We start from the raw sequence: 20,958 nt of genomic DNA on the forward strand, positions 1-20,958 counted from the left end.
CTAGCCCTTAAGCCTTCGCGGCGGCTTCGGCCTGCGCCTTGCGCTCCTTGCGCGGCACGGCCTTCTCGGGATTGTTGCGCGCTTCGCGCTTCTTGACACCGGCGGCATCGAGGAAGCGAGACACGCGGTCCGACGGCTGTGCGCCCTTGGCGAGCCAGGCCTTCACCTTGTCCATGTCGAGCTTGAGGCGGGTCTCGTTGTCCTTCGGCAGCAGCGGGTTGAAATAGCCGAGACGCTCGATGAAGCGGCCATCGCGGGGGAAACGCGAGTCAGCGACGACGACGTGATAGACGGGACGCTTCTTGGTGCCTGCGCGGGCGAGGCGGATAACGACGGACATTCAGTTCTCCTTCAAAGTACGTTTTGTTCGGTTGATAGGTATTCCGCGTTGAACGAGACCGGTCCGATCCCGAGCGACGAATTCCTCATTTCTTCTTGCCGGGGAAGCCGCCGAGACCCGGCAGCGTCGGCTTGCCGCTCAGCCCGGTCAGTCCGGGCAGGTTCGGCAGGCCGCTGCGAAGTCCGGGCGGCAGATCCTTCGGCAGGCTGGGCAGAGACTGTCCGCCGCCGCCCATCTTCTCCTGCAGCGCCTTCATCTCTTCCGGCGAAGGCATCTTCATGCCGCCGCCAAAGCCCATCGCCTGTGCGATGCCGGCGAGCGGGCCGCGCTTGCCCGAGCCCATCGCCTTCATCACGTCGGCCATGTTCCGGTGCATCTTCAGCAGCTTGTTGACGTGCTCGACGCTCTGGCCGCTGCCGGCAGCAATGCGCTTCTTGCGGCTCGCTTTCAGCAGATCCGGATGACGGCGCTCGTCGCGGGTCATGGAATCGATGATCGCGACCTGACGCTTCAAAATCTTGTCGTCGATGCCGGCGGCCGCGATCTGGTTCTTCATCTTGGAGATGCCGGGCATCATGCCCATCAGGCCGCTGATGCCGCCCATATTGGCCATCTGCAGCAGCTGCTCGCGCATGTCGTTGAGGTCGAACTGACCCTTGCGCATGCGCTCGGCGGTGCGCGCGGCTTTCTCGGCGTCGATATTGGCGGCGGCACGTTCGACCAGCGAGACCACGTCGCCCATGCCGAGGATGCGGCCGGCGATACGGTCGGGGTGGAAATCTTCCAGCGCGTCGGTCTTTTCGCCGGTGCCGATCAGCTTGATCGGCTTGCCGGTGACCGCGCGCATCGACAGCGCGGCGCCGCCGCGGCCGTCGCCGTCAACACGTGTGAGCACGATGCCGGTGAGGCCGACGCGCTGGTCGAACGAGCGCGCGAGATTCACCGCGTCCTGGCCGGTGAGGCTATCCGCAACCAGCAGCACTTCGTGCGGGTTCGCAGCCGCTTTGATCGCAGCTGCTTCCGCCATCATCTCTTCGTCGAGCGTGGTGCGGCCGGCGGTGTCGAGCAGCACGATGTCGTAGCCGCCGAGTTTGCCGGCCTCCAGCGCGCGCTTTGCGATCTGCGGCGGCTGCTGGCCCGCCACGATCGGCAGGGTCGGAATGTCGAGATCGCGGCCGAGCACGGCGAGCTGCTCCATCGCCGCGGGGCGATAGACGTCGAGCGAGGCCATCAGCACCTTGCGCTTGTCGCGCTGGACCAGGCGGCGGGCGAGCTTGGCGGTGGTGGTGGTCTTACCCGAGCCTTGCAGGCCGACCATCATGATCGGCACCGGCGGCACCGAATTGACGTCGATGGTCTGGCCTTCGGCGCCGAGCGTGTTGATCAGCTCGTCATGGACGATCTTGACCACCATCTGGCCTGGCGTGACCGACTTGACGACGGTGGCGCCGATAGCCTGCTCGCGCACGCGTTCGGTGAAGCTGCGCACCACTTCGAGCGCAACGTCGGCCTCGAGCAGCGCGCGGCGCACCTCGCGCATCGCGGCGTCGACGTCCTTTTCGGTCAGCGCACCGCGCCCCGTCAGACGATCGAGAATGCCACCAAGCCGTTCCGACAGATTGTCGAACAATGAAGTTGTCCTGTTGCTGTCTTCCGACGGGAAGAACGCTCCGCTACTCTCACCGCTGTCATGCCCCGCGAAGGCGGGGCATCCAGTACGCTGCGGCACCTCGGTTCAAGCCGAGCCGCCTCTGGGATACTGGACCCCCCGCCTTCGCGGGGGATGACCGCACTCTCGAACGTGATCTTCCAAACACCTTCACGCCCGAGGGCGCATCGCGCTGTCGGGCGTTGACCTCCGGCCTCCAGGGCCGGTCGGCGGGTCGAAAAGAAAGCCTTTCCGAGAAAGTGGCCGGGTTAAACGCCGCTCGCGCCCAAAAGTCAAGGAAAGTTAGGGCGCCGGGATGCCGTTTCCAGGATAAGGCCTTGAAAGCAGGCGCTTTCCGGTGACGGGTTCCTTTTTCAGCGGCCCCGCCCATATAGCCGGTGATGTCTTACCGCCGCGACCAACCCTGAGCCCCGCCGTGCCAATCACCCGCCGCCGTCTGTTCGGACTGCTTGCAGGAGCCGGCGCGCTGATCGGTGTCCCGCCCCTCTGGATATCCAGCATGAAAACCTATGACGGCCCCGTTTCCGACCATTTCAACGGTCTGCATTTCTTCGACCCGGACGGCTCGCCGCCAAAATCGCTCCGCGAGGTGCTGCGCTGGCAATTCAGCGGCGGGCGGGAGCGGGCCAAATGGCCTGTGTGGGCCCCGAGCCCTCATGCCGATACGCCGCCCGAGCGCGTCGATGGCGGCAGGGTGCGGCTCTCCTTCGTTGGCCATGCCAGCTGGCTGATCCAGGCCGGCGGCCTCAACATCCTCGTCGATCCGGTCTGGTCCTCGCGGGTCTCGCCGGTCAGCTTTGCCGGGCCGAAGCGGCACAACGATCCCGGCATCGCTTTCGAAAAGCTGCCGAAGGTGGACATCGTGCTGGTCTCGCACGGCCATTACGATCATCTCGACATCGCGACGCTGTCGCGGCTCGCCAAGAACTTTGCGCCGCGCGTGGTGACCCCGCTCGGCAACGACGTGACGATGCGGAGCTACGATTCGACGATCAAGGTGGAGGCCTTCGACTGGCACGATCGCGTCGAGCTCGGCGGCGGCATCGCCGCGACGCTGGTGCCGACCCGGCACTGGACCGCGCGCGGCATGTTCGACCGCAACAAGGCGCTGTGGGCGAGCTTTGTGCTGGAGACGCCGGCCGGCAAAATCTACGTGGTCTGCGATTCCGGCTATGGCGATGGCAGCCATTTCCGCCGCGTCGCCGAGAAGCACGGGAAGTTGCGTCTGGCAATCCTCCCCATCGGCGCCTACGAGCCGCGCTGGTTCATGCGCGACCAGCACATGAACCCGGAAGATGCGGTGAAGGCGCTCGGTGATTGCGGCGCCGAGCAAGCGCTCGGGCATCATCACGGCACATTCCAGCTGACGGATGAAGCGATCGACGCGCCGGCGAAGGCGCTGATGGAAGCGCTCGATGCCGCGAAGATTCCGCAGGAGCGGTTCGTGGCGATGAAGCCCGGGCAGGTGGTGGAGATTTAGCTCTCTCCTCACATACCGCTCGTGCCCCGGACGCAGCGCAGCGCCGGGACACGAGACTCACTGCTCTTTCGGCTTGATCGCCCAGCTCACATTCACCGTCACCGACAGCGTTTCCTCGCCCGGCGCAACCGCAGCAGGAGCGGCCATTGGAGCGGCGGTCATCCGCCCCTTGAACAGCGGCACCGGCGCGCCGCCTTCGGAGATGCTGAGCGGCGCGCCCAGCGTGACGCCGGTGGCCTTGGCGTAGATCTCGGCCTTGCGGCGGGCATCGGCGACCGCCTGCTCGCGCGCATCGTCGAGCAATTTGGAGGCTTGCGTCACCTCGAACGAGATGTTGCCGATGTCGTTCGCGCCGGCGCCGACCAGGATGTCGATGACACCAGCGACCTTGGTCACGTCGCGAATCTTCACGGTGACGCGGTTGGAGGCGCGGAAGCCGACCACGGGCGAAGCGCCGGTTGAGCGGTTCGGCGCATATTGCGGCTGCAGCGACAGTCGCGAGGTCTGGTAATCCTTCTCCGGGATTCCGGCGCCCTTCAGTGCCAGCAGCACCTTGCCCATCGCCGCGTTGTTGGCATCGGACGCTTCCTTGGCCGATTTGGCGTCGTTGGCGACGCCGGCGTCGATCTGCGCAAGGTCAGGCGCCGCCGAGACAATCGCCTCGCCGCTGACGGAGATGGCGGACGGGAAATCGTCGGCGCGTGCGGGCATTGTCAGCATCGTGGCTGCGAAGATTGCAGCGAGGACGGCAGGCTTTTTCATCGGTCTCACTTCAGCGGCACGAACACATTGATCACGAGCTTGTCCTCGGCCGTCTTCAGCGGATCGGTGAGGTATTCCTCGATGAACGTGTCCTTGGCTTCCAGCTTCTTGTCGTCGAGGTGATTGGTGATCGCCTCATAGGTGTTGTCCATGTTGTCGTAGGAGCCGCGATGGACGAATTTCAGCGCCTTGCCTTCAGGCGATTTGCCGATGCTCATGTCCTTGGGCAGGTTCTTCGGATCCTGGTCGACAGGGATTTCGGCGAAGAAGGTGAAGCCGGTGTCGTCGGTCGAGGTGTAGACGATCATCGCGTTGCCGGCGTGCTTGATGCCCTGCTTGTCGAGCAGCGCGTTCAGCGCCTTGAAGGCGTCGACCAGGGTGTCGAACGCCGAATCCCAATTGGCCGTGCCCTTGATCATCACGACCTTCTTCGGCTCGAGCGTGGTCTCCTGGCCAAAGGGATCGGCGGTCTGCACCGGGGCCGGCGTGGCGGCCGCAGCGGGCGGCGGTGCCGCCGGGCTCGGTGAGGCGCTAGCTGCAGGAGAGGGCGATGCCGCCGGCGCGGGTGAGGCGCTGGCTGCCGGCGATGGCGTTGCCGCGGGCGAGGCGCTGGCGTCCGGTGAAGGCGAGGCCGACGGGGCCGGCGAGGAGCTTGCTGAGGCCGCGGGCGCCGGGCTCGGTGTCTGAGCCCGGGCGATCGACAGGCCCAGCGACAAGGCCGCTGCCGGGATCAGCGCGGCCAGAGCGAGACGACGAAACCTAATCATTCTATTCTCCCCAAGGCCTTAACCCAGAAGGCCTTAACCAAGAAGGCCTCAACGACGAAGGCCCTTACGAAGGCCAAATCCGGTCGCGCATCCCCCTCCGCGCGAGCTTTCGCCGTTCTAACACGCGAGCGCCAAATTCGTCCCATGACGTCTGCGTCATGGCAGACGGCCCGGCCCCGCGGGGCGCAAATCACTGGCCAAGGGACCTGGGATCACCATATAAGACGGGCGAAATTCGGGAATTTTCATGAGCGCGCTCGCCAACCATGCATTTGCCAAGATGAACGGCATCGGCAACGAGATCGTCGTTGTCGACATGCGCGATTCTGCCGGCCGCATCACGCCTGAAGACGCCCGCGCGGTCGCGTCCGCGCAAGGCGGCGTGCCCTATGACCAGCTCATGGTCCTGCAGAAGCCGCGGCTCGACGGCACCGAAGCCTTCATCAGCATCTACAACAATGACGGCTCCGAAGCCGGGGCCTGCGGCAACGGCATGCGCTGCGTGGTTCGCCGCATCTTCGAGAAGAGCGGGCAGACCACGGCGACCTTCCAGACCGCGGCCGGCCTGCTCAATGCCTGGCAGGGCCCGGCGCCGGATCTCTACACCGTCGACATGGGCGCGCCGAAGTTCGGCTGGCAGGACATTCCGCTGGCGGAGGAGTTTCGCGACACCCGCTACATCGAGTTGCAGATCGGGCCGATCGACAAGCCGATCCTGCATTCGCCCTCCGTGGTCAGCATGGGCAATCCGCACGCGATCTTCTGGGTCGACGACGTCAACGCCTATGATCTCGAGCGCTTCGGTCCGCTCCTGGAAAATCATCCAATCTTCCCGGAGCGTGCCAACATCACGCTCGCCCATATCGTCGATCGCGAGCACATCACCATGCGCACCTGGGAGCGCGGCGCCGGTCTGACGAGGGCCTGTGGCTCGGCGGCCTGCGCGACCGCGGTCGCAGCAGCGCGGTTGAAGCGCACCGAGCGCAAGGTCGAGATGACGCTGCCCGGCGGCAAGCTCGGCATCGAATGGCGCGAGCGTGACGATCACGTGCTGATGACGGGCACCGCGACCTTCGAATATGAAGGCCATTTCGATCCGGCGCTGTTCGCGCCGGTGGGCTGATGGCGGTCGACATCGTCACCTTCGGCTGCCGCCTCAACGCCTTCGAGGCCGAGGTGATCCGCAGCAAAGCGGAAGGCGCGGGCCTGTCCGACACCATCGTCATCAACAGCTGCGCCGTCACCAATGAGGCGGTGGCACAGGCACGGCAGTCGATCCGTAAGATGAAGCGTGAACGGCCGGGTGCGCGCATCGTTGTCACCGGTTGCGCGGCGCAGACGCAAAGCGCGATGTTCGCCGACATGGCCGAGGTCGATCGCGTCGTCGGCAATGACGACAAGATGCGAAGCGAAGCCTGGCGCGCGGCGCGCGACGCTTTCGGTCTTGGCACCGGCGAGAAAATCGCCGTCAGCGACATCATGTCGGTGAAGCAGATGGCGCCCCATCTCGTCGATGGCTATGCGAGCGGCCTGCCACGGGTGTTCGTGCAGGTGCAGAATGGTTGCGACCATCGCTGCACCTTCTGCATCATCCCTTATGGCCGCGGCAATTCACGCTCGGTGCCGATGGGCGCCGTGGTCGATCAGGTGCGCACCCTGGTCGAGCGCGGTCATGCCGAGATCGTGCTCACCGGCGTCGATCTCACCAGCTATGGCGCTGACCTGCCGGGCGCGCCGAAGCTCGGCGTGCTGACGAAGCAGATCCTGCGGCACGTGCCGGAGCTGAAGCGGTTGCGCATCTCCTCGATCGATTCGATCGAGGCGGACGCTGATCTGCTCGATGCCATCGCCGACGATGCCAGGCTGATGCCGCATCTGCATCTGTCGCTGCAGTCAGGCGACGACATGATCCTGAAGCGGATGAAGCGGCGGCATTCGCGGCATGATGCGATCGTGTTCTGCAATCAGGTACGGCGCCTACGCCCGGATATCGCCTTCGGCGCCGACATCATCGCGGGGTTCCCGACCGAAACTGAAGACATGTTTTCGCGCTCGCTCGATCTCGTCGAGGAATGCGGGCTGACGTTCCTGCATGTCTTCCCGTATTCGCCGCGTCCCGGCACGCCGGCTGCGCGGATGCCGCAAGTGGCAAGGCCCGTGATCAAGGAGCGGGCGAGGCAGTTGCGTGCAGCCGGAGAGGCGGTGTTGCGCCGGCGGCTGCAAACCGAGATCGGTGCGACGCGCGATGTGCTGGTCGAGAGCGAGAGCCTGGGGCGGACTGAGCACTATCTGCCGGTGGCGATCGCGGACGAGCGCATCGGCAGTGTCGTGCGATTGGCGATCGCCGGCCGTGATGGCGAGCGGCTGACCACATAACAGGTGTCGTCGCCCGGCTCGACCGGGCGACCCAGTACGCCGCGGCCCCTCCGTATCCCACAGCCGTCTCTGGAATACTGGATCCCCCGCTTTCGCGGGGGATGACGGCGGAGTGTGGAGTGCGCAGTGAGCCCTCGAACTTGCGCCGGCTACGACGCCCGCACCTGCCAGAAGCGTAGCGTGCGCCTGGCATTCTCCGCCGTCATCCGCGCGAAATTGCCCTTCGCCCTCGCAACATCCGCCGGCTTCATCGCACCGGTGGCAAAGCGGCTTTCGAGCACGGCAACCGTCGTCTCCCAGCTCAGCAGCGCCGCCCTGCACGGCACCAGCAGGCCGTCTTCGCGCAGGCTCTGCATCAGCGGACGGATCACCTCGACTGTCGATCCGGACAGTGCCGCGAGCGCGGCCACGGTTTCCTCGTAACGACGCTGTCGCGCGAAGTTCAGCAGTGTCGCCTCGTTGAGCTGGCCGGTCGCCTTGAGATTTCCGATCGCCCGCTTGGCGCCTTCGAAGTCGCGGACAGCAGACATCTCGCGCTCGATACCGACAGTGACGGCAGCGATCGCGTTCTGGATTTCCTCGAACAGATGCGGCGGCGCGCGCGACAGCAGCCGCGTACGCACGGCGTCCGTCGCCGAACGCAGCAACTGGCGGCGCAGATCCGAGGGCAGGTCGACGCGGACGCCGACGCTGACGGCAAGCTCGGGATCGGATTCGGCCTGGCCGACGATGATGGCAAAGCCGTTGCCGGAGACGCGCGCGCCCGGATTGGCGGCGAGACGTTTGCTGACGCTCGGATAGCGGCGCGCCAGCAGCGCGTCGGTGACGATCTCCTTCAGCCACCAGCGGCCGGCGACCGCGAGCAGATGCGGCTCGCTCTTGCTGGCGGCGATCTTCACCAGTTCGCCATCGTCGAGCCGGGCGGATTCCTGCAGCACGGGGCCGGCGATGCGGATCTCGTCATTGTTGGCGAGGCGGCGGATCACCGAGGGCGGTGCCTGTGCGATGGGCGCGAGCTGGGCGCTGATCTCGGCCAGCGCCACGCGCGCTGCGACGTCGGCGATGGCGCGCAGCTCGATGGTGCCGATCAGGCGTTCGAGCACGTCGTCGAACAGCGCGATCTGCTCGTCGTTGAAGCTTCCGGCGGAGGAGAGAAACAGGTCGGTGACGCGCCGGGCGGTCTCCATGCCCTTTTCCGCCGAGCCGGTCCGGATCGCGGATTCGACCTCGTCGATGATCGATAGCTGGGCCGTGGACATGACGTTGCTCGTCCTGAGCGGAATGACGGAAGCTTTTTCTAAGCGACCGTTATCATTAGAGGCGAGCCCTGAACGTTTCGTAAACCATGTGGAGAGCGCGCTGTTTCAGCGGGGCGTCGCGGCCGCGTCGGCGCGCTCCCTCCCCCGCTTGCGGGGGAGGGCCGGGGAGAGGGTGTCTCCGCAATGGGACAATCCCCAAGAGGAGAAAGCCCTCACCCGGATCGCTTCGCGATCCGACCTCTCCCGCAAGCGGGAGAGGTAGGCAACACCGCTGCTACTCCCCGTTCCAGCCGCAGGCGCGGAGTTTTTCGTGCATGTGGGGCGGGGCGGGCGCGACCACGCGGATCGGCTCCTTGTTCCGGGAGATCGGCACCACGATCTCGCGGGAATGCAGATGTAGCTTCGGCTCGCCGAAGCGCGGGCCGTTGCCGTAAATGTTATCGCCGAAGATCGGCCAGCCGGTCGCGGACGAATGCACCCGCAATTGGTGGGTCCGGCCGGTCACCGGTTCCATGGCCAGCCAGGTGAAGCCGTCGCCGCGGCCCATCACCTTCCAGTTGGTGATCGCCTTCTGTCCCTCGGGGTCGGGCTTCTGCCACCAGCCACGCTCGGCATTGAGCCGGCCGAGCGGCATGTCGATGGTGCCTTCGTCCTCGGCAGGGCCGCCCTCGACCACGGTCCAGTAGGTCTTGCCGATCTTGCCGTGCTTGAACAGGAGGCCGAGCGAGGCGGTCGCCTTGCGATGGCGGCCGAGCACCAGGCAGCCGGAGGTGTCCTTGTCCAGCCGGTGGGCCAGCACCGGCGGTCGCGGCAGACCGAACCGGAGCGCGTCGAAGGAGTCTTCCAGATTGGGGCCGCCCTTGGGGCCGCGATGCACCGGCAGGCCGGCCGGCTTGTCGATGACCAGCATCAAGCCGTCGCGGTGGAGCACGCGGGCTAAAATCTCCTCAGTGGTCAATTCGGGAACATCGAGCAATTGCAGGTCTTTCGGTCAAGGCTTTCGTTTGGGAGCCGGAACGGCTAACACACCGCCACCATGAACGATACCACTGACACCCCCAAGCTGAGCTGGTGGCGCCGCCTGTCCAACGGGCTGAAGCGCACCTCGTCCTCGCTCGGGACCGCGGTCGCCGACCTCGTCACCAAGCGCAAGCTCGACCGCGCCATGCTCGACGACATCGAGGACGTGCTGCTGCGCGCCGATCTCGGCACGTCGGTCGCGGTGCGGATCGCGGATGCCGTCGGCACCGGGCGCTATGACAAGGCGATCTCGGCCGACGAGGTCAAGGACGTGGTCGCGACCGAGGTCGAGAAGGTGCTGGCGCCGGTGGCGAAGCCGCTCGAGATCGACACGGCCAAGAAGCCGTTCGTGATCCTCGTGGTCGGCGTCAACGGCTCCGGCAAGACCACGACCATCGGAAAGCTCTCGCAAAAATTCGCCTCCGAAGGCCGCAAGGTGATGCTCGCCGCCGGCGACACCTTTCGCGCCGCCGCGATCGAGCAGCTCAAGGTCTGGGGCGAGCGCACCAAGACGCCTGTGATCGCGGGCGCGCAGGGCTCGGATTCGGCGAGCCTCGCCTTCAATGCGCTGACCGCGGCGAAACAGCAAAACATCGACGTGCTCCTGATCGACACCGCCGGCCGGTTGCAGAACAAGGCCGAGCTGATGAACGAGCTCGAGAAGGTCGTGCGTGTCATCCGCAAGGTGGACGCGACAGCTCCGCATGCGGTGCTGCTCGTGCTGGACGCCACCGTCGGCCAGAACGCGCTGTCGCAGGTCGAGGCCTTTCATCGCACGGCGGGCGTCACCGGTCTCGTCATGACCAAGCTCGACGGCACCGCGCGCGGCGGCATCCTGGTGGCGCTTGCCGAGAAGTTCAAACTGCCGGTGCACTTCATCGGTGTCGGCGAAGGCGTCGACGATCTCGCGCCGTTCACCGCGCGCGACTTCGCCCGCGCCATCGCCGGAATCGAATCGTAGGTTTTATTCGTCATCCCCCGCGAAGGCGGGGGATCCAGTATTCCGAGGCGCCTGTGGTCTACAAGCGGCGGCGCAGCGTACTGGATGCCTCGCCCCATTGCGCAATTGCGCACAAGGCGGGGCATGACAACAACAAAGGTCAAGGAATGGACAAGACCCAGCCGCATCCGCTGTTCAAGCTGGCGACCGAGCTCGGTCCGCTGCTCGTGTTCTTCTTCGTCAATGCGAAGTTCAATCTGTTTGCTGCAACCGGCGCCTTCATGGTCGCGATCGTGGCGGCGATGGCTGCCTCCTATGTGGTGACGCGGCACATTCCGATCATGGCGATCGTGACCGGCGTGATCGTGCTGGTGTTCGGCACGCTGACCCTGGTGCTGCACGACGAGACCTTCATCAAGCTCAAGCCGACCATCATCTATGGCCTGTTCGCCACGATCCTCGGCGGCGGCCTGTTGTTCGGCCGCTCCTTCATCGCGGTGATGTTCGATCAGATGTTCAATCTGACCCCGCAGGGCTGGCGCATCCTCACGCTGCGCTGGGCGCTGTTCTTCGCCGGCATGGCGGTCTTGAACGAGATCGTCTGGCGCACCCAGAGCACGGACTTCTGGGTGAACTTCAAGGTGTTCGGTGTTACGCCCATCACGATGATCTTCGCCATCGCCCAGATGCCGCTGACCAAGCGCTATGGGATCGAGCCGGTGTCGCTGGAGACCAGCGAGGCCGAAGCGGGGGATATCAGGAAGGGCTAGCGCCGGCCCGGTTCCCGCCTGCTAACGGCAACCGAGCCTGTTCACGCGCGCGCTCCGGATCGGGCGGCGGTTCCGGCCGGTTCCTTCATTGCTCTGTAACCGCAACCTGAAATTATTCAGCGCCTTGCCTTGCCTGAAGGGCCGAAGGCAGTAGCCTTTCTCATAAAGAATGGTGGCACGCCGGAGGGCCCGGTGGTGAGCGCAAAACAGGACCACACCGCTGAACATCTGATCCAGTACCTTCGGCAACTCGCTCCGCAGGTCCGGCGCCGCCTGCTTGCCGAACTGGAGCGGCTACATTCCCTCGGCGAAGACATTCCGCATTCCGAGCCATTGATCGCGGCGCTGCGTGCCGAGTTTCGCAACACGGGCCAGAATCATTATCGGGTCGGAAATCCCTCGCGCTACTTCTTCGAGCCGCTCGAGCCGGTCCTGGTCGACAGGGCGCCGGAGCGGGCCAATAGCGGCCAGATCGCCCGCGGATCGCTCGCGCCGATCTGGAGCCTCGTGACGGAGCAGATGCTGCGCAGCATGGCCGCGGACTACATCGCCAAAGCGACGGATGTCATCTCGGCCGACAGGCAGCACGAGGCGCGGCAGATGGCCCAGGCGTTCCAGAAGAAGGTCCTGATCTCCCTCAACGGCCTGCTTGGTTCGGCCGAGGGGGCTGCCAGCATTCGCGATGGGCTGATGGCCTATACCAGCGCGCATGCGACGTTCGACGACCTCAAGAAGATGCTGCGCTACCTCGACATGCAGCGGGAGCTTGCGGAGTTTGGCCGGGCGCTCGCGCCGAAGATTGCGCGGCTCGAGGGCGTCAGCCTTGACAAGGTCCTTGGCCTTTTGACCGCGCTCAAGGCGAAGCGTGTCGATGCCGTGCCGTTCGCGCTCACGATCCTCGCAAGACGTCTGGAAATCCCCTGGGAGCTGCTGTCCGTCGCGACCGCTCCGGCCGGTGACCGGACCGCAGCGCGGATCGCAGCGTCCCCCTTCGCGGTTGCGGTTTCAATGGTGCTCGATCAGATCGAGGAGAAGCATCTCCTCCTGTTGTTTGCGCTCAGGAACAACCGCCCGGTACGCGCCAGGGAGATCGTTGGCGAGATCTACCGGATCGAGGAGACACTGAGGACTGAGATCGAGCTCAAAGGGTCCGTCTGGGCCCAGCACCTGGATGACCTGATGAGCGCCGTCCAGACCGCCATCGTTGCGGAGATCCGCACCATTCCGGGCGATCACCGCCACCTGACGCATATTCTGGAATCGCCGCGGTTGCGACCGGACCATTCCCTCGGTCACAAGGTCGGCCATATGTTCGAGAAGGGCTGGGATGTCGTGGCCGGGCTGCTTGCAGGCCACACGGATCAATCGTCGCGATGATTCCGTGAGCTCAGCCCGCGGAGAGCTCATCGGCGAAATCGTCAGCTTCCGGCTTTGAGCGCCTTGTCGAGTTGGGGCAGGAGCACGGCTTTCAGATTATCCGGCGTGATCGGGCCGACCAGCTTGTAGACGATGGTGCCTTCAGGGCCGACGACAAAAGTCTCCGGCACGCCATAGACGCCCCATTCGATCGAGGCGCGGCCATTGGCGTCGACGCCGACGCGGCCGAACGGATTGCCGTAGCGGCCGAGGAAACGGCGGGCGTTCTCGGGCGTATCCTTGTAGTTGATGCCGACGAGCTGGAAGCGCTTGTCCTTGGCAAGTTCGCTCAGGAGCGGCGCTTCATCATGACAGGGCACACACCAGGACGCCCACACATTGACGAGGCTGACCTTGCCCTTGAATGCGGAGGGATCGAAGCCCGGCACCTGCACATTGTCGGCCTGCAATCCCTCCAGCGGCGGCAGCGTGGCCTGCGGTGCGGGGTGGCCGATCAGCGCGGAGGGAATTCGCGAGGGATCACCGCTGCCGAGCCGGAACCAGAACAGCACCGCAAGTCCGACGAAGGCGAGCAGCGGCAGCACCATCAGGAAGGTGCGGCGCTGCGGAGGTGCGGACGTGGTTTGATCGCTCATGGTGCATCCACTGCGCTGCGGGCCGAGCGGCGCGTGACCCCGCTGCGCTCGAGCTGGCGCAGCCGCTCCGTCTGATTGCGATAGTCGATGATGACCCAGCCGATCAGGAGCGCGACCACGAGGGCCGCTGCCGCGTAGGATGTCACAATGAAGGGCGCGTAAGGTCCGAGCGACATCGTCATGCGGCGCCTTTTGACGCGTTTTCTTCACGCGAACCGGTACCCACTCCGCTCGAAAACGCTACGCGGCTCGCCTGCATCATCTGCAGGGAGCGCACGCGCCGGCGCAAAATCTCATTGCGCATCGCGGCCAGGTGCAGCGTGACGAACAGCAACGTGAATGCGACGGCCATCACCAGGAGCGGAATCAGGAACGCCTTGTCGAGCGTCGAGCCGCCCATGCGCATCACCGAAGCCGGCTGGTGCAGCGTATTCCACCAGTCGACCGAGAATTTGATGATCGGAAGATTGAGCGCGCCGACCAGCGTCAGCACGGCGGCAGCGCGCGCCGCGCGCGAGGGATCTTCCACCGCCCGCCACAGCGCCATCAGCCCGAGATACATCAGGAACAGGATCAGCACCGAAGTCAGTCGCGCATCCCACTCCCAATAGGTGCCCCACATCGGCCGGCCCCACAGCGAGCCGGTGAGCAGCGCGAGGAAGGTGAAGCTGGCGCCGATCGGAGCTGCGGCTTTCGCTGCGACATCGGCGAGCGGATGCCGCCACACCAGCGTGCCGAGCGAAGCGACGCTCATCACGCCCCAGACGAACATCGACAGCCACGCATTGGGCACGTGGATGAACATGATCTTCACGGTCGCACCCTGCTGATAATCGTCGGGCGCGTATGCGGATTGATAGAGGCCGATCGCGAGCAGGACGATGGTCGCGGCCGCGAGCCACGGCAGCACCCGCGCCGAGAGCGCGAGGAACCTGGTGGGGTTGGCGAGGTCGATCAGCGACATTGTATCCTGATAAAGCACCCGGGACTGCTCACGCAATCAGCATGAAAGCGCGCGGCGAAAGTTGATCGGGGTCAAGGCAACCGAGCTCGTTTCAATCAAGGCCATGTTTCAGGCTCGCCGCCGCCGCGAACGGGCCGACCACGAGGCTGACCAGCGACAGCGCGCAGAGGATCGAGAACGGCGCGCCGAACGACAGCGGTCCCGTGATCGCGGCCTGCGAGGCCGCAACGCCGAAGATCAGCACGGGAATCGACAGCGGCAGCACCAGCACGGCCATCAGCAGCCCGCCCCGATGCAGCGTCACCGCCAGCGCCGCGCCGATCATGCCTGTGAAGGTCAGGGCGGGGGTGCCCGCCAGCAGCGTCAGCGCCACCGCAGCCGTGGCGACCATGTCCAGATTGAGCAGCAGCCCGAGTACGGGGGTTGCGACGATCAGCGGCAGGCCGGCGGCCAGCCAATGCGCCAGCGCCTTGGCGGCGCAGGCCAGTTCCAGCGGCGTCCGGCTCATCGTGATCAGGTCGAGCGAGCCGTCCTCATGGTCGGCCATGAACAACCGGTCGAGCGTCAGCAGGCTGGCCAGCAGCGCCCCGAGCCACAGGATCGCCGGCCCCAGCCGCGACAGCAGCGCCAGGTCCGGCCCGACCGCGAACGGCATCAGGACGACGACGGTCAGGAAGAACAGCACGCCAATCAACGCCCCGCCGCCAACGCGGAGCGCGATCTTGATGTCCCGGCGGATCAGGGCGGCGAGGGCGGTCATGCGGGGCCCCCGGCGGTTGCGAGACGGCCATGAGAGCCCGGCTCGCGCCCCGCGCACGCTGCGCTCCCTCCCCCCTTGTGGGGGAGGGTTGGGGAGGGGCGTAGCCCAGGAAATGGTGCACTTGAGAGCAGAGAAGAACTTCGGTCGACCGAGAGAGTCCCCGTGTGGTACCCCCCTCCCTGACCCTCCCCCACAAGGGGAGAGGGAACGCAGAGAGCCGAACTCGGCCGCTTGGAAAGCTGAGGGTTGGACTGTTTCACACCATCCCCCCGATCCGCAGCTCCCGCGCGTCAATCCCCAGCGGCCCATGGGTCGCCGCGATGATCATCCCGCCGCGCGCCAGATGCTCCCGCATCAGCCCGCTGAACATGTCCTGCCCGGCCGCATCCAGCGCATTGGTCGGCTCGTCCAGCAGCCAGATCGGCCGCCGCACCGTCAGCAGCCGGGCCAGCGACAGCCGGCGGCGCTGGCCGGCCGACAGGAAGGCGGCGGGCAGATGGGCCGCGTGGTCGAGGCCGACAGTGGCGAGGCTTTCAGCCGCGTCGCCGCGCTCGCCGCCGAGAAATTCAGCCCAAAATGACAGATTTTCAGTCACGCTCAGCGCCGGCTTCAGGGCATCGCGATGGCCGAGATAGTGGCACTGCTCGGGCAACGTCATGTCGCCGTGGCCACCGTCCAGTACGATCTTGCCACCGGCCGGAATGAGCAGGCCCGCGATCAGCCGCAGCAGCGAGGTCTTGCCCGATCCGTTACGGCCGACCACGGCCATGGCCTCGCCGGCAACTGCCTCGAAATCGAGCCCGGAAAACACCTCGCGGCCGCCGCGCACGCAAGTCACGCCGCGTCCGGCCAGCTGCATCTTGACTGGGACCAACCCGTTCACAGCCGGGCCTCAGGAAATCTTGGGGTAGCGCATCAGAATTTTTGGCTCGCGGCTTGCTCGGTCCTGTTGTGGCTGTGGCGGCGCGGTTAGAAAACTTCTATAAGCCCGGAACTACTTGATGCAGCAACTTAACCTGCCCCTGCAAGCGACCCAGCCTGCTACGCTGACGGTGTTAAAATACCCTGCCGGGTATGTCTAACAATTGGGATTTCCTACATGACCTCGCTCGACAGCTTCAAATGCAAAAAGACCCTCAAGGTCGGCGCCAAGACCTATGTCTATTACAGCCTGCCCACGGCCGAGAAGAATGGTCTGAAGGGAATTTCGAAACTTCCTTATTCGATGAAGGTCCTGCTCGAGAACCTGCTCCGCAACGAAGACGGCCGCTCGGTCAAGAAGGAAGACATCGTCGCCGTCTCGAAATGGCTGCGCAAGAAGTCGCTGGAGCATGAGATCGCGTTCCGCCCGGCCCGCGTGCTGATGCAGGATTTCACCGGCGTTCCGGCCGTGGTCGACCTCGCCGCCATGCGCAATGCGATGCAGAAGCTCGGCGGCGAGCCTGAGAAGATCAACCCGCTGGTCCCCGTCGATCTCGTCATCGACCACTCCGTGATCGTGAACTTCTTCGGCGACAACAAGGCTTTCGCCAAGAACGTCACGGAAGAATACAAGCAGAACCAGGAGCGCTACGAGTTCCTGAAGTGGGGCCAGAAGGCGTTCTCGAACTTCTCGGTCGTGCCGCCCGGCACCGGCATCTGCCACCAGGTCAATCTCGAATATCTCTCCCAGACGGTCTGGACCAAGAAGGAGAAGATGACGGTCGGCAAGAAGACCGGCACTTTCGAGGTTGCCTACCCTGACTCGCTGGTCGGCACCGACTCGCACACCACCATGGTCAATGGTCTGGCCGTGCTCGGCTGGGGCGTCGGCGGCATCGAGGCGGAAGCCTGCATGCTCGGTCAGCCGCTGTCGATGCTGCTGCCCAACGTCGTCGGCTTCAAGCTGAAGGGCGCGCTGAAGGAAGGCGTCACCGCGACCGACCTCGTGCTGACCGTGACGCAGATGCTGCGCAAGCTCGGCGTGGTCGGCAAGTTCGTCGAATTCTTCGGTCCCGGCCTCGACAACCTCTCCGTTGCCGACAAGGCGACCATCGCCAACATGGCGCCTGAATATGGCGCGACCTGCGGCTTCTTCCCCGTCGACGCCGCCGCAATCGACTACCTCAAGACCTCGGGCCGTGCCGCGCCGCGCGTGGCGCTGGTGCAGGCCTATGCCAAGGCGCAAGGCCTGTTCCGCACCGCCAAGTCGGCCGATCCCGTGTTCACGGAGACGCTGACGCTCGATCTCGCCGACGTCGTGCCGTCGATGGCGGGTCCGAAGCGTCCCGAAGGCCGCATCGCGCTGCCGTCGGTCGCCGAGGGTTTTTCGCTCGCGCTCGGCACCGAGTACAAGAAGGCCGAGGAGCCCACGAAGCGCTTCCCCGTCGAGGGCAAGGACTTCGAGATTGGCCATGGCGACGTCGTCATCGCGGCCATCACCTCCTGCACCAACACCTCGAACCCGAGCGTGCTGATCGGCGCCGGCCTCTTGGCGCGCAACGCGGCTGCAAAGGGCCTCAAGGCCAAGCCGTGGGTGAAGACCTCGCTCGCTCCGGGCAGCCAGGTGGTTGCGGGCTATCTCGCCGATTCCGGCCTGCAAAAGGATCTCGACAAGGTCGGCTTCAACCTGGTCGGCTTCGGCTGCACCACCTGCATCGGCAATTCCGGTCCGCTGCCTGAGGAGATCTCGAAGTCGATCAACGACAACGGCATCGTCGCTGCGGCCGTGCTGTCAGGTAACCGCAACTTCGAAGGCCGCGTCTCGCCGGATGTGCAGGCGAACTATCTGGCCTCGCCGCCGCTGGTCGTCGCGCATGCGCTCGCCGGCAGCGTCACCAAGAACCTCGCCGTCGAGCCGATCGGCGAAGGCAAGGACGGCAAGCCGGTGTACCTCAAGGACATCTGGCCGACGACGAAGGAGATCAACGCCTTCATGAAGAAGTTCGTGACCTCGACGATCTTCAAGAAGAAGTATGCCGACGTGTTCAAGGGCGACGCCAACTGGCGCAAGATCAAGACGGTCGAGAGCGAGACCTATCGCTGGAACATGTCGTCGACCTATGTGCAGAACCCACCTTATTTCGAAGGCATGAAGAAGGAGCCGGAGCCTGTTACCGACATCGTCGAGGCGCGCATCCTCGCCATGTTCGGCGACAAGATCACCACCGACCACATCTCGCCGGCCGGTTCGATCAAGCTCACCTCGCCTGCGGGCAAATATCTCAGCGAGCACCAGGTGCGCCCCGCTGACTTCAACCAATACGGCACGCGTCGCGGCAATCATGAAGTGATGATGCGCGGTACCTTCGCCAACATTCGCATCAAGAACTTCATGCTGAAGGGCGCGGATGGAAACATCCCCGAAGGCGGTCTGACCAAGCACTGGCCCGACGGCGAGCAGATGTCGATCTACGACGCCGCGATGAAGTACCAGCAGGAGCAGGTGCCGCTCGTCGTGTTCGCCGGCGCCGAGTACGGCAACGGCTCCTCGCGCGACTGGGCTGCGAAGGGCACGCGCCTGCTCGGCGTTCGCGCCGTGATCTGCCAGAGCTTCGAGCGCATCCATCGCTCCAACCTGGTCGGCATGGGCGTGCTGCCGCTGACCTTCGAGGAAGGCACCTCGTGGTCGTCGCTTGGCCTGAAGGGCGACGAGAAGGTCACGCTGCGTGGCCTGGTCGGCGAACTCAAGCCGCGCCAGAAGCTGACCGCGGAAATCGTCTCGGGCGACGGTTCGCTGCAGCGCGTTTCGCTGCTCTGCCGCATCGATACGCTGGATGAGCTCGATTACTACCGGAACGGCGGCATTCTGCACTATGTGCTGCGTAAACTCGCGGCTTAAGCGCGAATTTGTGAACGGTGGCTCACCGCGACGTGAGTAGAAGGTTAAACCAAGGCGGCCTATCAAAAGGCCGCCTTCGTACGTTTTGCGGTATGTTTCGGATGGGTTCGCCCGCAAAATCCTGCCCTGGATAGTTGAATGTACCGCGCCCGTAAGACTACGGTGACCATCAGGCGATAAGATCTTCCCCCAACGAGTGACCTGTGTGACTTTCAACATGACTGGCATGATGGTTTCTAATTTCGTTTCGCGATGGTCCGGAGCATTCTGGTCAGGAGCACTCGGCATCTGCGCCATCGTCGCCGTCATCCGCCCCGCCCAGGCGGATCCCCGCGCCGTGGTCGAGCTCTTCACCTCGCAGGGCTGCTCCTCGTGCCCGCCTGCCGACAAGGTCATCGGCGATCTCGCCAAGGACCCCTCGATCATCGCGTTGAGCATGCCGATCGATTATTGGGATTATCTCGGCTGGAAGGATACGCTGGCGGATTCACGTTTCTCGGCGCGGCAGCGCGCCTATTCGCGTATGCGTGGTGACCGCGAGGTCTACACGCCGCAGGTCGTGGTCAACGGCGCCGCGCATGTCATCGGCAGCGACCGCGCCGGCATCGAAAGCGCGATCGGCAAGACCGACGCTGGCACGGGCGTCATGAGCGTGCCGGTGACCATGTCGCTCGCGGGCAAGCAGATCAATGTGTCGGTTGCTGCGAGCAACGAGCCGACGGTCTCGCATGGCGAGGTCTGGATCTGCTCGATCGTGAAATCGGTGCCAATCGAGATCAGTCGCGGCGAGAACCGCGGACAGCAGATCACCTACCACAACGTCGTGCGCAATGTACTGAAGGTCGGCGACTGGCACGGACATCCGGAAAGCTGGACCGTGCCGATCGAAAATTTGACGTCGCGCGATGGCGTCGATGGTGCGGTGGTCTACGTCCAGGACGGCAGCCGCGAGAGACCTGGCCCGATGCTGGGCGCGGCGTACACGTCGCTGCATTGAAGCGCGCGTAGAATTCTCTCAGGACAATCTGTCTTCGTCATTCCGGGGCGCGCGTAGCGCGAACTATGGTGCGCAATTGCGCACCTGAGAATCCATTTCACCGCGCGTGCTGTCGCCCAATGGATTCCGGGTTCGCGCCAAGTGGCGCGCCCCGGAATGACAATGGTGTGAAACACCCCGCCACAAACAAAAAAGGACCAACTTGCGTTGGCCCTCCTTGTCGCGCGTACAGACCCGATCCTGTTCGACCCCGGGGGGCTGGGGGCTGAGGAATCCGGAACCGAAAGGACCGGGTCAACGCACACCAGTGTTTTCGCAATGCAGGGCGGCGGGCGGTGGGCGGAAAAGCGGCGATCCTGTGATTCCTGCTAACGATGCCGTGACGGTTTGCCGCTGAGAAGTTCCACCGCCGCGTGTGTCATGACGAGCTGGCCGTTGGCGAGGTCGGCCTGATCCTTCGGCGGCCGTTCAAGAGCCCCTTGCGGGCGGGAACAGTTGGCGCGATCATGCAGATGTCATGATCCGCGGTTCCGGGGACGGTCTTCGCGGAGGCGGTCATGGCTGAGCGATGAGGAGGCGCCCCATGAGCTTGACGTCGGAGGATGCCGATCCGAGCGAGCAGCGCGCAGTGGCGCGCCCCGCCGCTGCGAACGCCCAACCCGGCCGGGTGACATTCAACCGGCTCGAGCTGCACCGAATTCTCAATCTCTATGGCCGCATGGTCGCCGACGGCGAGTGGCGGGATTATGCCATCGATTTCCTGAAAGATCGCGCGGTGTTCTCGGTCTTTCGCCGCGCCTCCGAAGTGCCGATCTACCGGATCGAGAAAGATCCGCGGCTCGCGCGCAAGCAGGGCATGTACAGCGTGATCTCGGCGACCGGCCTGATCCTGCGCCGCGGCCACGAGCTCGAGCGCGTGCTGCTGGTGATCGATCGGAAGTTGGCGGTGGTCTGACCACACGATCGGTGCGGTAGGGTGGGCAAAGGCGCAAAGCGCCGTGCCCACGACCTTTCTCCTTCGT

At 64.9% G+C, this 20,958-nt stretch carries 20 protein-coding genes; 9 read left to right on the forward strand and 11 right to left on the reverse strand.

Translation table 11 applies throughout. From position 1 onward, the window contains the following. Window positions 1-7: 7 nt before the first annotated feature. Window positions 8-340 carry a 30S ribosomal protein S16 gene (gene rpsP, locus XH80_RS17165; protein WP_057740692.1) on the reverse strand — a complete coding sequence of 111 codons (333 nt, stop codon included), beginning with the start codon at window positions 338-340 and terminating at the stop codon, window positions 8-10. Window positions 341-425: 85 nt separating this feature from the next. Beyond that, window positions 426-1,970: a signal recognition particle protein gene (gene ffh / locus XH80_RS17170; protein WP_271599586.1), complete on the reverse strand. Its 1,545-nt coding sequence runs from the start codon at window positions 1,968-1,970 to the stop codon at window positions 426-428. A gap of 454 nt (window positions 1,971-2,424) precedes the next feature. Here ffh and XH80_RS17175 point away from each other — a divergent pair, with 454 nt between their 5' ends. Next, entirely contained in the window at window positions 2,425-3,489 is a 1,065-nt protein-coding gene (locus XH80_RS17175) for an MBL fold metallo-hydrolase (protein ID WP_271599587.1), read from the forward strand. Between the two features lie 57 nt (window positions 3,490-3,546). Here the strand turns inward: XH80_RS17175 and XH80_RS17180 are convergent, their stop codons facing one another. Together XH80_RS17180 and XH80_RS17185 are read right to left on the reverse strand one after the other, a co-directional pair. Then, a complete protein-coding gene (locus XH80_RS17180; protein ID WP_271599588.1) occupies window positions 3,547-4,251 on the reverse strand; it encodes an SIMPL domain-containing protein in 705 nt (234 codons plus the stop codon). Between the two features lie 5 nt (window positions 4,252-4,256). After that, window positions 4,257-5,018, reverse strand: a complete 762-nt coding sequence (locus tag XH80_RS17185) for a GyrI-like domain-containing protein (protein WP_271599589.1) — start codon at window positions 5,016-5,018, stop codon at window positions 4,257-4,259. A gap of 247 nt (window positions 5,019-5,265) precedes the next feature. On the opposite strand from XH80_RS17185, the gene dapF reads away from it, so the two are divergent. Both dapF and mtaB read left to right on the forward strand, forming a co-directional pair. Continuing rightward, the gene (dapF, locus tag XH80_RS17190) at window positions 5,266-6,141 is read left to right on the forward strand and encodes a diaminopimelate epimerase (protein ID WP_271599590.1); all 876 of its coding nucleotides are present in this window, start codon (window positions 5,266-5,268) and stop codon (window positions 6,139-6,141) included. Further along, window positions 6,141-7,394 carry a tRNA (N(6)-L-threonylcarbamoyladenosine(37)-C(2))-methylthiotransferase MtaB gene (gene mtaB, locus XH80_RS17195; protein WP_271599591.1) on the forward strand — a complete coding sequence of 418 codons (1,254 nt, stop codon included), beginning with the start codon at window positions 6,141-6,143 and terminating at the stop codon, window positions 7,392-7,394. The genes dapF and mtaB overlap by 1 nt, the downstream gene beginning before the upstream one ends. A 149-nt stretch (window positions 7,395-7,543) precedes the next feature. Here the strand turns inward: mtaB and XH80_RS17200 are convergent, their stop codons facing one another. Then, entirely contained in the window at window positions 7,544-8,653 is a 1,110-nt protein-coding gene (locus XH80_RS17200; RefSeq protein ID WP_271599592.1) for a DUF2336 domain-containing protein, read from the reverse strand. Window positions 8,654-8,927: 274 nt separating this feature from the next. Beyond that, on the reverse strand, window positions 8,928-9,629 hold the full coding sequence (locus XH80_RS17205; protein ID WP_271599593.1) for an RluA family pseudouridine synthase: 702 nt from the start codon (window positions 9,627-9,629) through the stop codon (window positions 8,928-8,930). A gap of 60 nt (window positions 9,630-9,689) precedes the next feature. On the opposite strand from XH80_RS17205, the gene ftsY reads away from it, so the two are divergent. The 3 genes from ftsY (at window position 9,690) to XH80_RS17220 (ending at window position 12,760) form a co-directional block, all read left to right on the forward strand. Continuing rightward, the gene (gene ftsY, locus XH80_RS17210; RefSeq protein WP_057740711.1) at window positions 9,690-10,634 is read left to right on the forward strand and encodes a signal recognition particle-docking protein FtsY; all 945 of its coding nucleotides are present in this window, start codon (window positions 9,690-9,692) and stop codon (window positions 10,632-10,634) included. A gap of 146 nt (window positions 10,635-10,780) precedes the next feature. Continuing rightward, complete coding sequence (locus XH80_RS17215) at window positions 10,781-11,383, forward strand: septation protein A (protein WP_057740713.1); 603 nt, start codon at window positions 10,781-10,783, stop codon at window positions 11,381-11,383. A 195-nt stretch (window positions 11,384-11,578) separates the two neighbouring features. Then, window positions 11,579-12,760: a hypothetical protein gene (locus tag XH80_RS17220; RefSeq protein ID WP_271599594.1), complete on the forward strand. Its 1,182-nt coding sequence runs from the start codon at window positions 11,579-11,581 to the stop codon at window positions 12,758-12,760. Between the two features lie 41 nt (window positions 12,761-12,801). Here the strand turns inward: XH80_RS17220 and XH80_RS17225 are convergent, their stop codons facing one another. The 5 genes from XH80_RS17225 to ccmA form a co-directional block, all read right to left on the reverse strand. Further along, a complete protein-coding gene (locus tag XH80_RS17225) occupies window positions 12,802-13,395 on the reverse strand; it encodes a DsbE family thiol:disulfide interchange protein (protein WP_271599595.1) in 594 nt (197 codons plus the stop codon). Continuing rightward, the gene (gene ccmD / locus XH80_RS17230; RefSeq protein WP_271599596.1) at window positions 13,392-13,577 is read right to left on the reverse strand and encodes a heme exporter protein CcmD; all 186 of its coding nucleotides are present in this window, start codon (window positions 13,575-13,577) and stop codon (window positions 13,392-13,394) included. Before ccmD ends, XH80_RS17225 begins: the two co-directional genes overlap by 4 nt. After that, complete coding sequence (locus tag XH80_RS17235; protein ID WP_271599597.1) at window positions 13,574-14,359, reverse strand: heme ABC transporter permease; 786 nt, start codon at window positions 14,357-14,359, stop codon at window positions 13,574-13,576. The genes ccmD and XH80_RS17235 overlap by 4 nt, the downstream gene beginning before the upstream one ends. Window positions 14,360-14,450: 91 nt before the next feature. Next, window positions 14,451-15,119 carry a heme exporter protein CcmB gene (gene ccmB, locus XH80_RS17240; RefSeq protein WP_271599598.1) on the reverse strand — a complete coding sequence of 223 codons (669 nt, stop codon included), beginning with the start codon at window positions 15,117-15,119 and terminating at the stop codon, window positions 14,451-14,453. 256 nt (window positions 15,120-15,375) lie between these two features. Further along, window positions 15,376-15,978: a heme ABC exporter ATP-binding protein CcmA gene (gene ccmA, locus XH80_RS17245; RefSeq protein WP_271599599.1), complete on the reverse strand. Its 603-nt coding sequence runs from the start codon at window positions 15,976-15,978 to the stop codon at window positions 15,376-15,378. 240 nt (window positions 15,979-16,218) lie between these two features. Here ccmA and acnA point away from each other — a divergent pair, with 240 nt between their 5' ends. From acnA to XH80_RS17260, 3 genes are all read left to right on the forward strand, one after another. After that, complete coding sequence (gene acnA, locus XH80_RS17250) at window positions 16,219-18,939, forward strand: aconitate hydratase AcnA (RefSeq protein WP_057740719.1); 2,721 nt, start codon at window positions 16,219-16,221, stop codon at window positions 18,937-18,939. 217 nt (window positions 18,940-19,156) lie between these two features. Further along, window positions 19,157-19,936, forward strand: coding sequence for a DUF1223 domain-containing protein (locus XH80_RS17255; RefSeq protein ID WP_057740721.1), 780 nt, complete (start codon window positions 19,157-19,159; stop codon window positions 19,934-19,936). 583 nt (window positions 19,937-20,519) lie between these two features. Beyond that, window positions 20,520-20,891 (forward strand): DUF2794 domain-containing protein, encoded by a 372-nt coding sequence (locus XH80_RS17260; RefSeq protein ID WP_057740723.1) that lies wholly within the window; start codon window positions 20,520-20,522, stop codon window positions 20,889-20,891. The last annotated feature ends 67 nt before the right edge of the window (window positions 20,892-20,958 follow it).

The organism is Bradyrhizobium sp. CCBAU 45384 (assembly GCF_028128665.1).
GTDB lineage: Bacteria > Pseudomonadota > Alphaproteobacteria > Rhizobiales > Xanthobacteraceae > Bradyrhizobium > Bradyrhizobium manausense.

Bases quoted from the DNA above. Each gene is read 5' to 3' on its own strand.
- dapF (WP_271599590.1), top strand. From the start codon at position 5,266: ATGAGCGCGCTCGCCAACCATGCATTTGCCAAGATGAACGGCATCGGC.
- XH80_RS17215 (WP_057740713.1), top strand. From the start codon at position 10,781: ATGGACAAGACCCAGCCGCATCCGCTGTTCAAGCTGGCGACCGAGCTC.
- XH80_RS17180 (WP_271599588.1), bottom strand. From the start codon at position 4,251: ATGAAAAAGCCTGCCGTCCTCGCTGCAATCTTCGCAGCCACGATGCTG.
- ccmA (WP_271599599.1), bottom strand. From the start codon at position 15,978: ATGCAGCTGGCCGGACGCGGCGTGACTTGCGTGCGCGGCGGCCGCGAG.
- ftsY (WP_057740711.1), top strand. From the start codon at position 9,690: ATGAACGATACCACTGACACCCCCAAGCTGAGCTGGTGGCGCCGCCTG.
- XH80_RS17185 (WP_271599589.1), bottom strand. From the start codon at position 5,018: ATGATTAGGTTTCGTCGTCTCGCTCTGGCCGCGCTGATCCCGGCAGCG.
- XH80_RS17255 (WP_057740721.1), top strand. From the start codon at position 19,157: ATGACTGGCATGATGGTTTCTAATTTCGTTTCGCGATGGTCCGGAGCA.
- rpsP (WP_057740692.1), bottom strand. From the start codon at position 340: ATGTCCGTCGTTATCCGCCTCGCCCGCGCAGGCACCAAGAAGCGTCCC.
- ccmD (WP_271599596.1), bottom strand. From the start codon at position 13,577: ATGACGATGTCGCTCGGACCTTACGCGCCCTTCATTGTGACATCCTAC.
- mtaB (WP_271599591.1), top strand. From the start codon at position 6,141: ATGGCGGTCGACATCGTCACCTTCGGCTGCCGCCTCAACGCCTTCGAG.
- XH80_RS17200 (WP_271599592.1), bottom strand. From the start codon at position 8,653: ATGTCCACGGCCCAGCTATCGATCATCGACGAGGTCGAATCCGCGATC.
- XH80_RS17235 (WP_271599597.1), bottom strand. From the start codon at position 14,359: ATGTCGCTGATCGACCTCGCCAACCCCACCAGGTTCCTCGCGCTCTCG.
- ccmB (WP_271599598.1), bottom strand. From the start codon at position 15,119: ATGACCGCCCTCGCCGCCCTGATCCGCCGGGACATCAAGATCGCGCTC.
- acnA (WP_057740719.1), top strand. From the start codon at position 16,219: ATGACCTCGCTCGACAGCTTCAAATGCAAAAAGACCCTCAAGGTCGGC.
- XH80_RS17225 (WP_271599595.1), bottom strand. From the start codon at position 13,395: ATGAGCGATCAAACCACGTCCGCACCTCCGCAGCGCCGCACCTTCCTG.
- XH80_RS17260 (WP_057740723.1), top strand. From the start codon at position 20,520: ATGAGCTTGACGTCGGAGGATGCCGATCCGAGCGAGCAGCGCGCAGTG.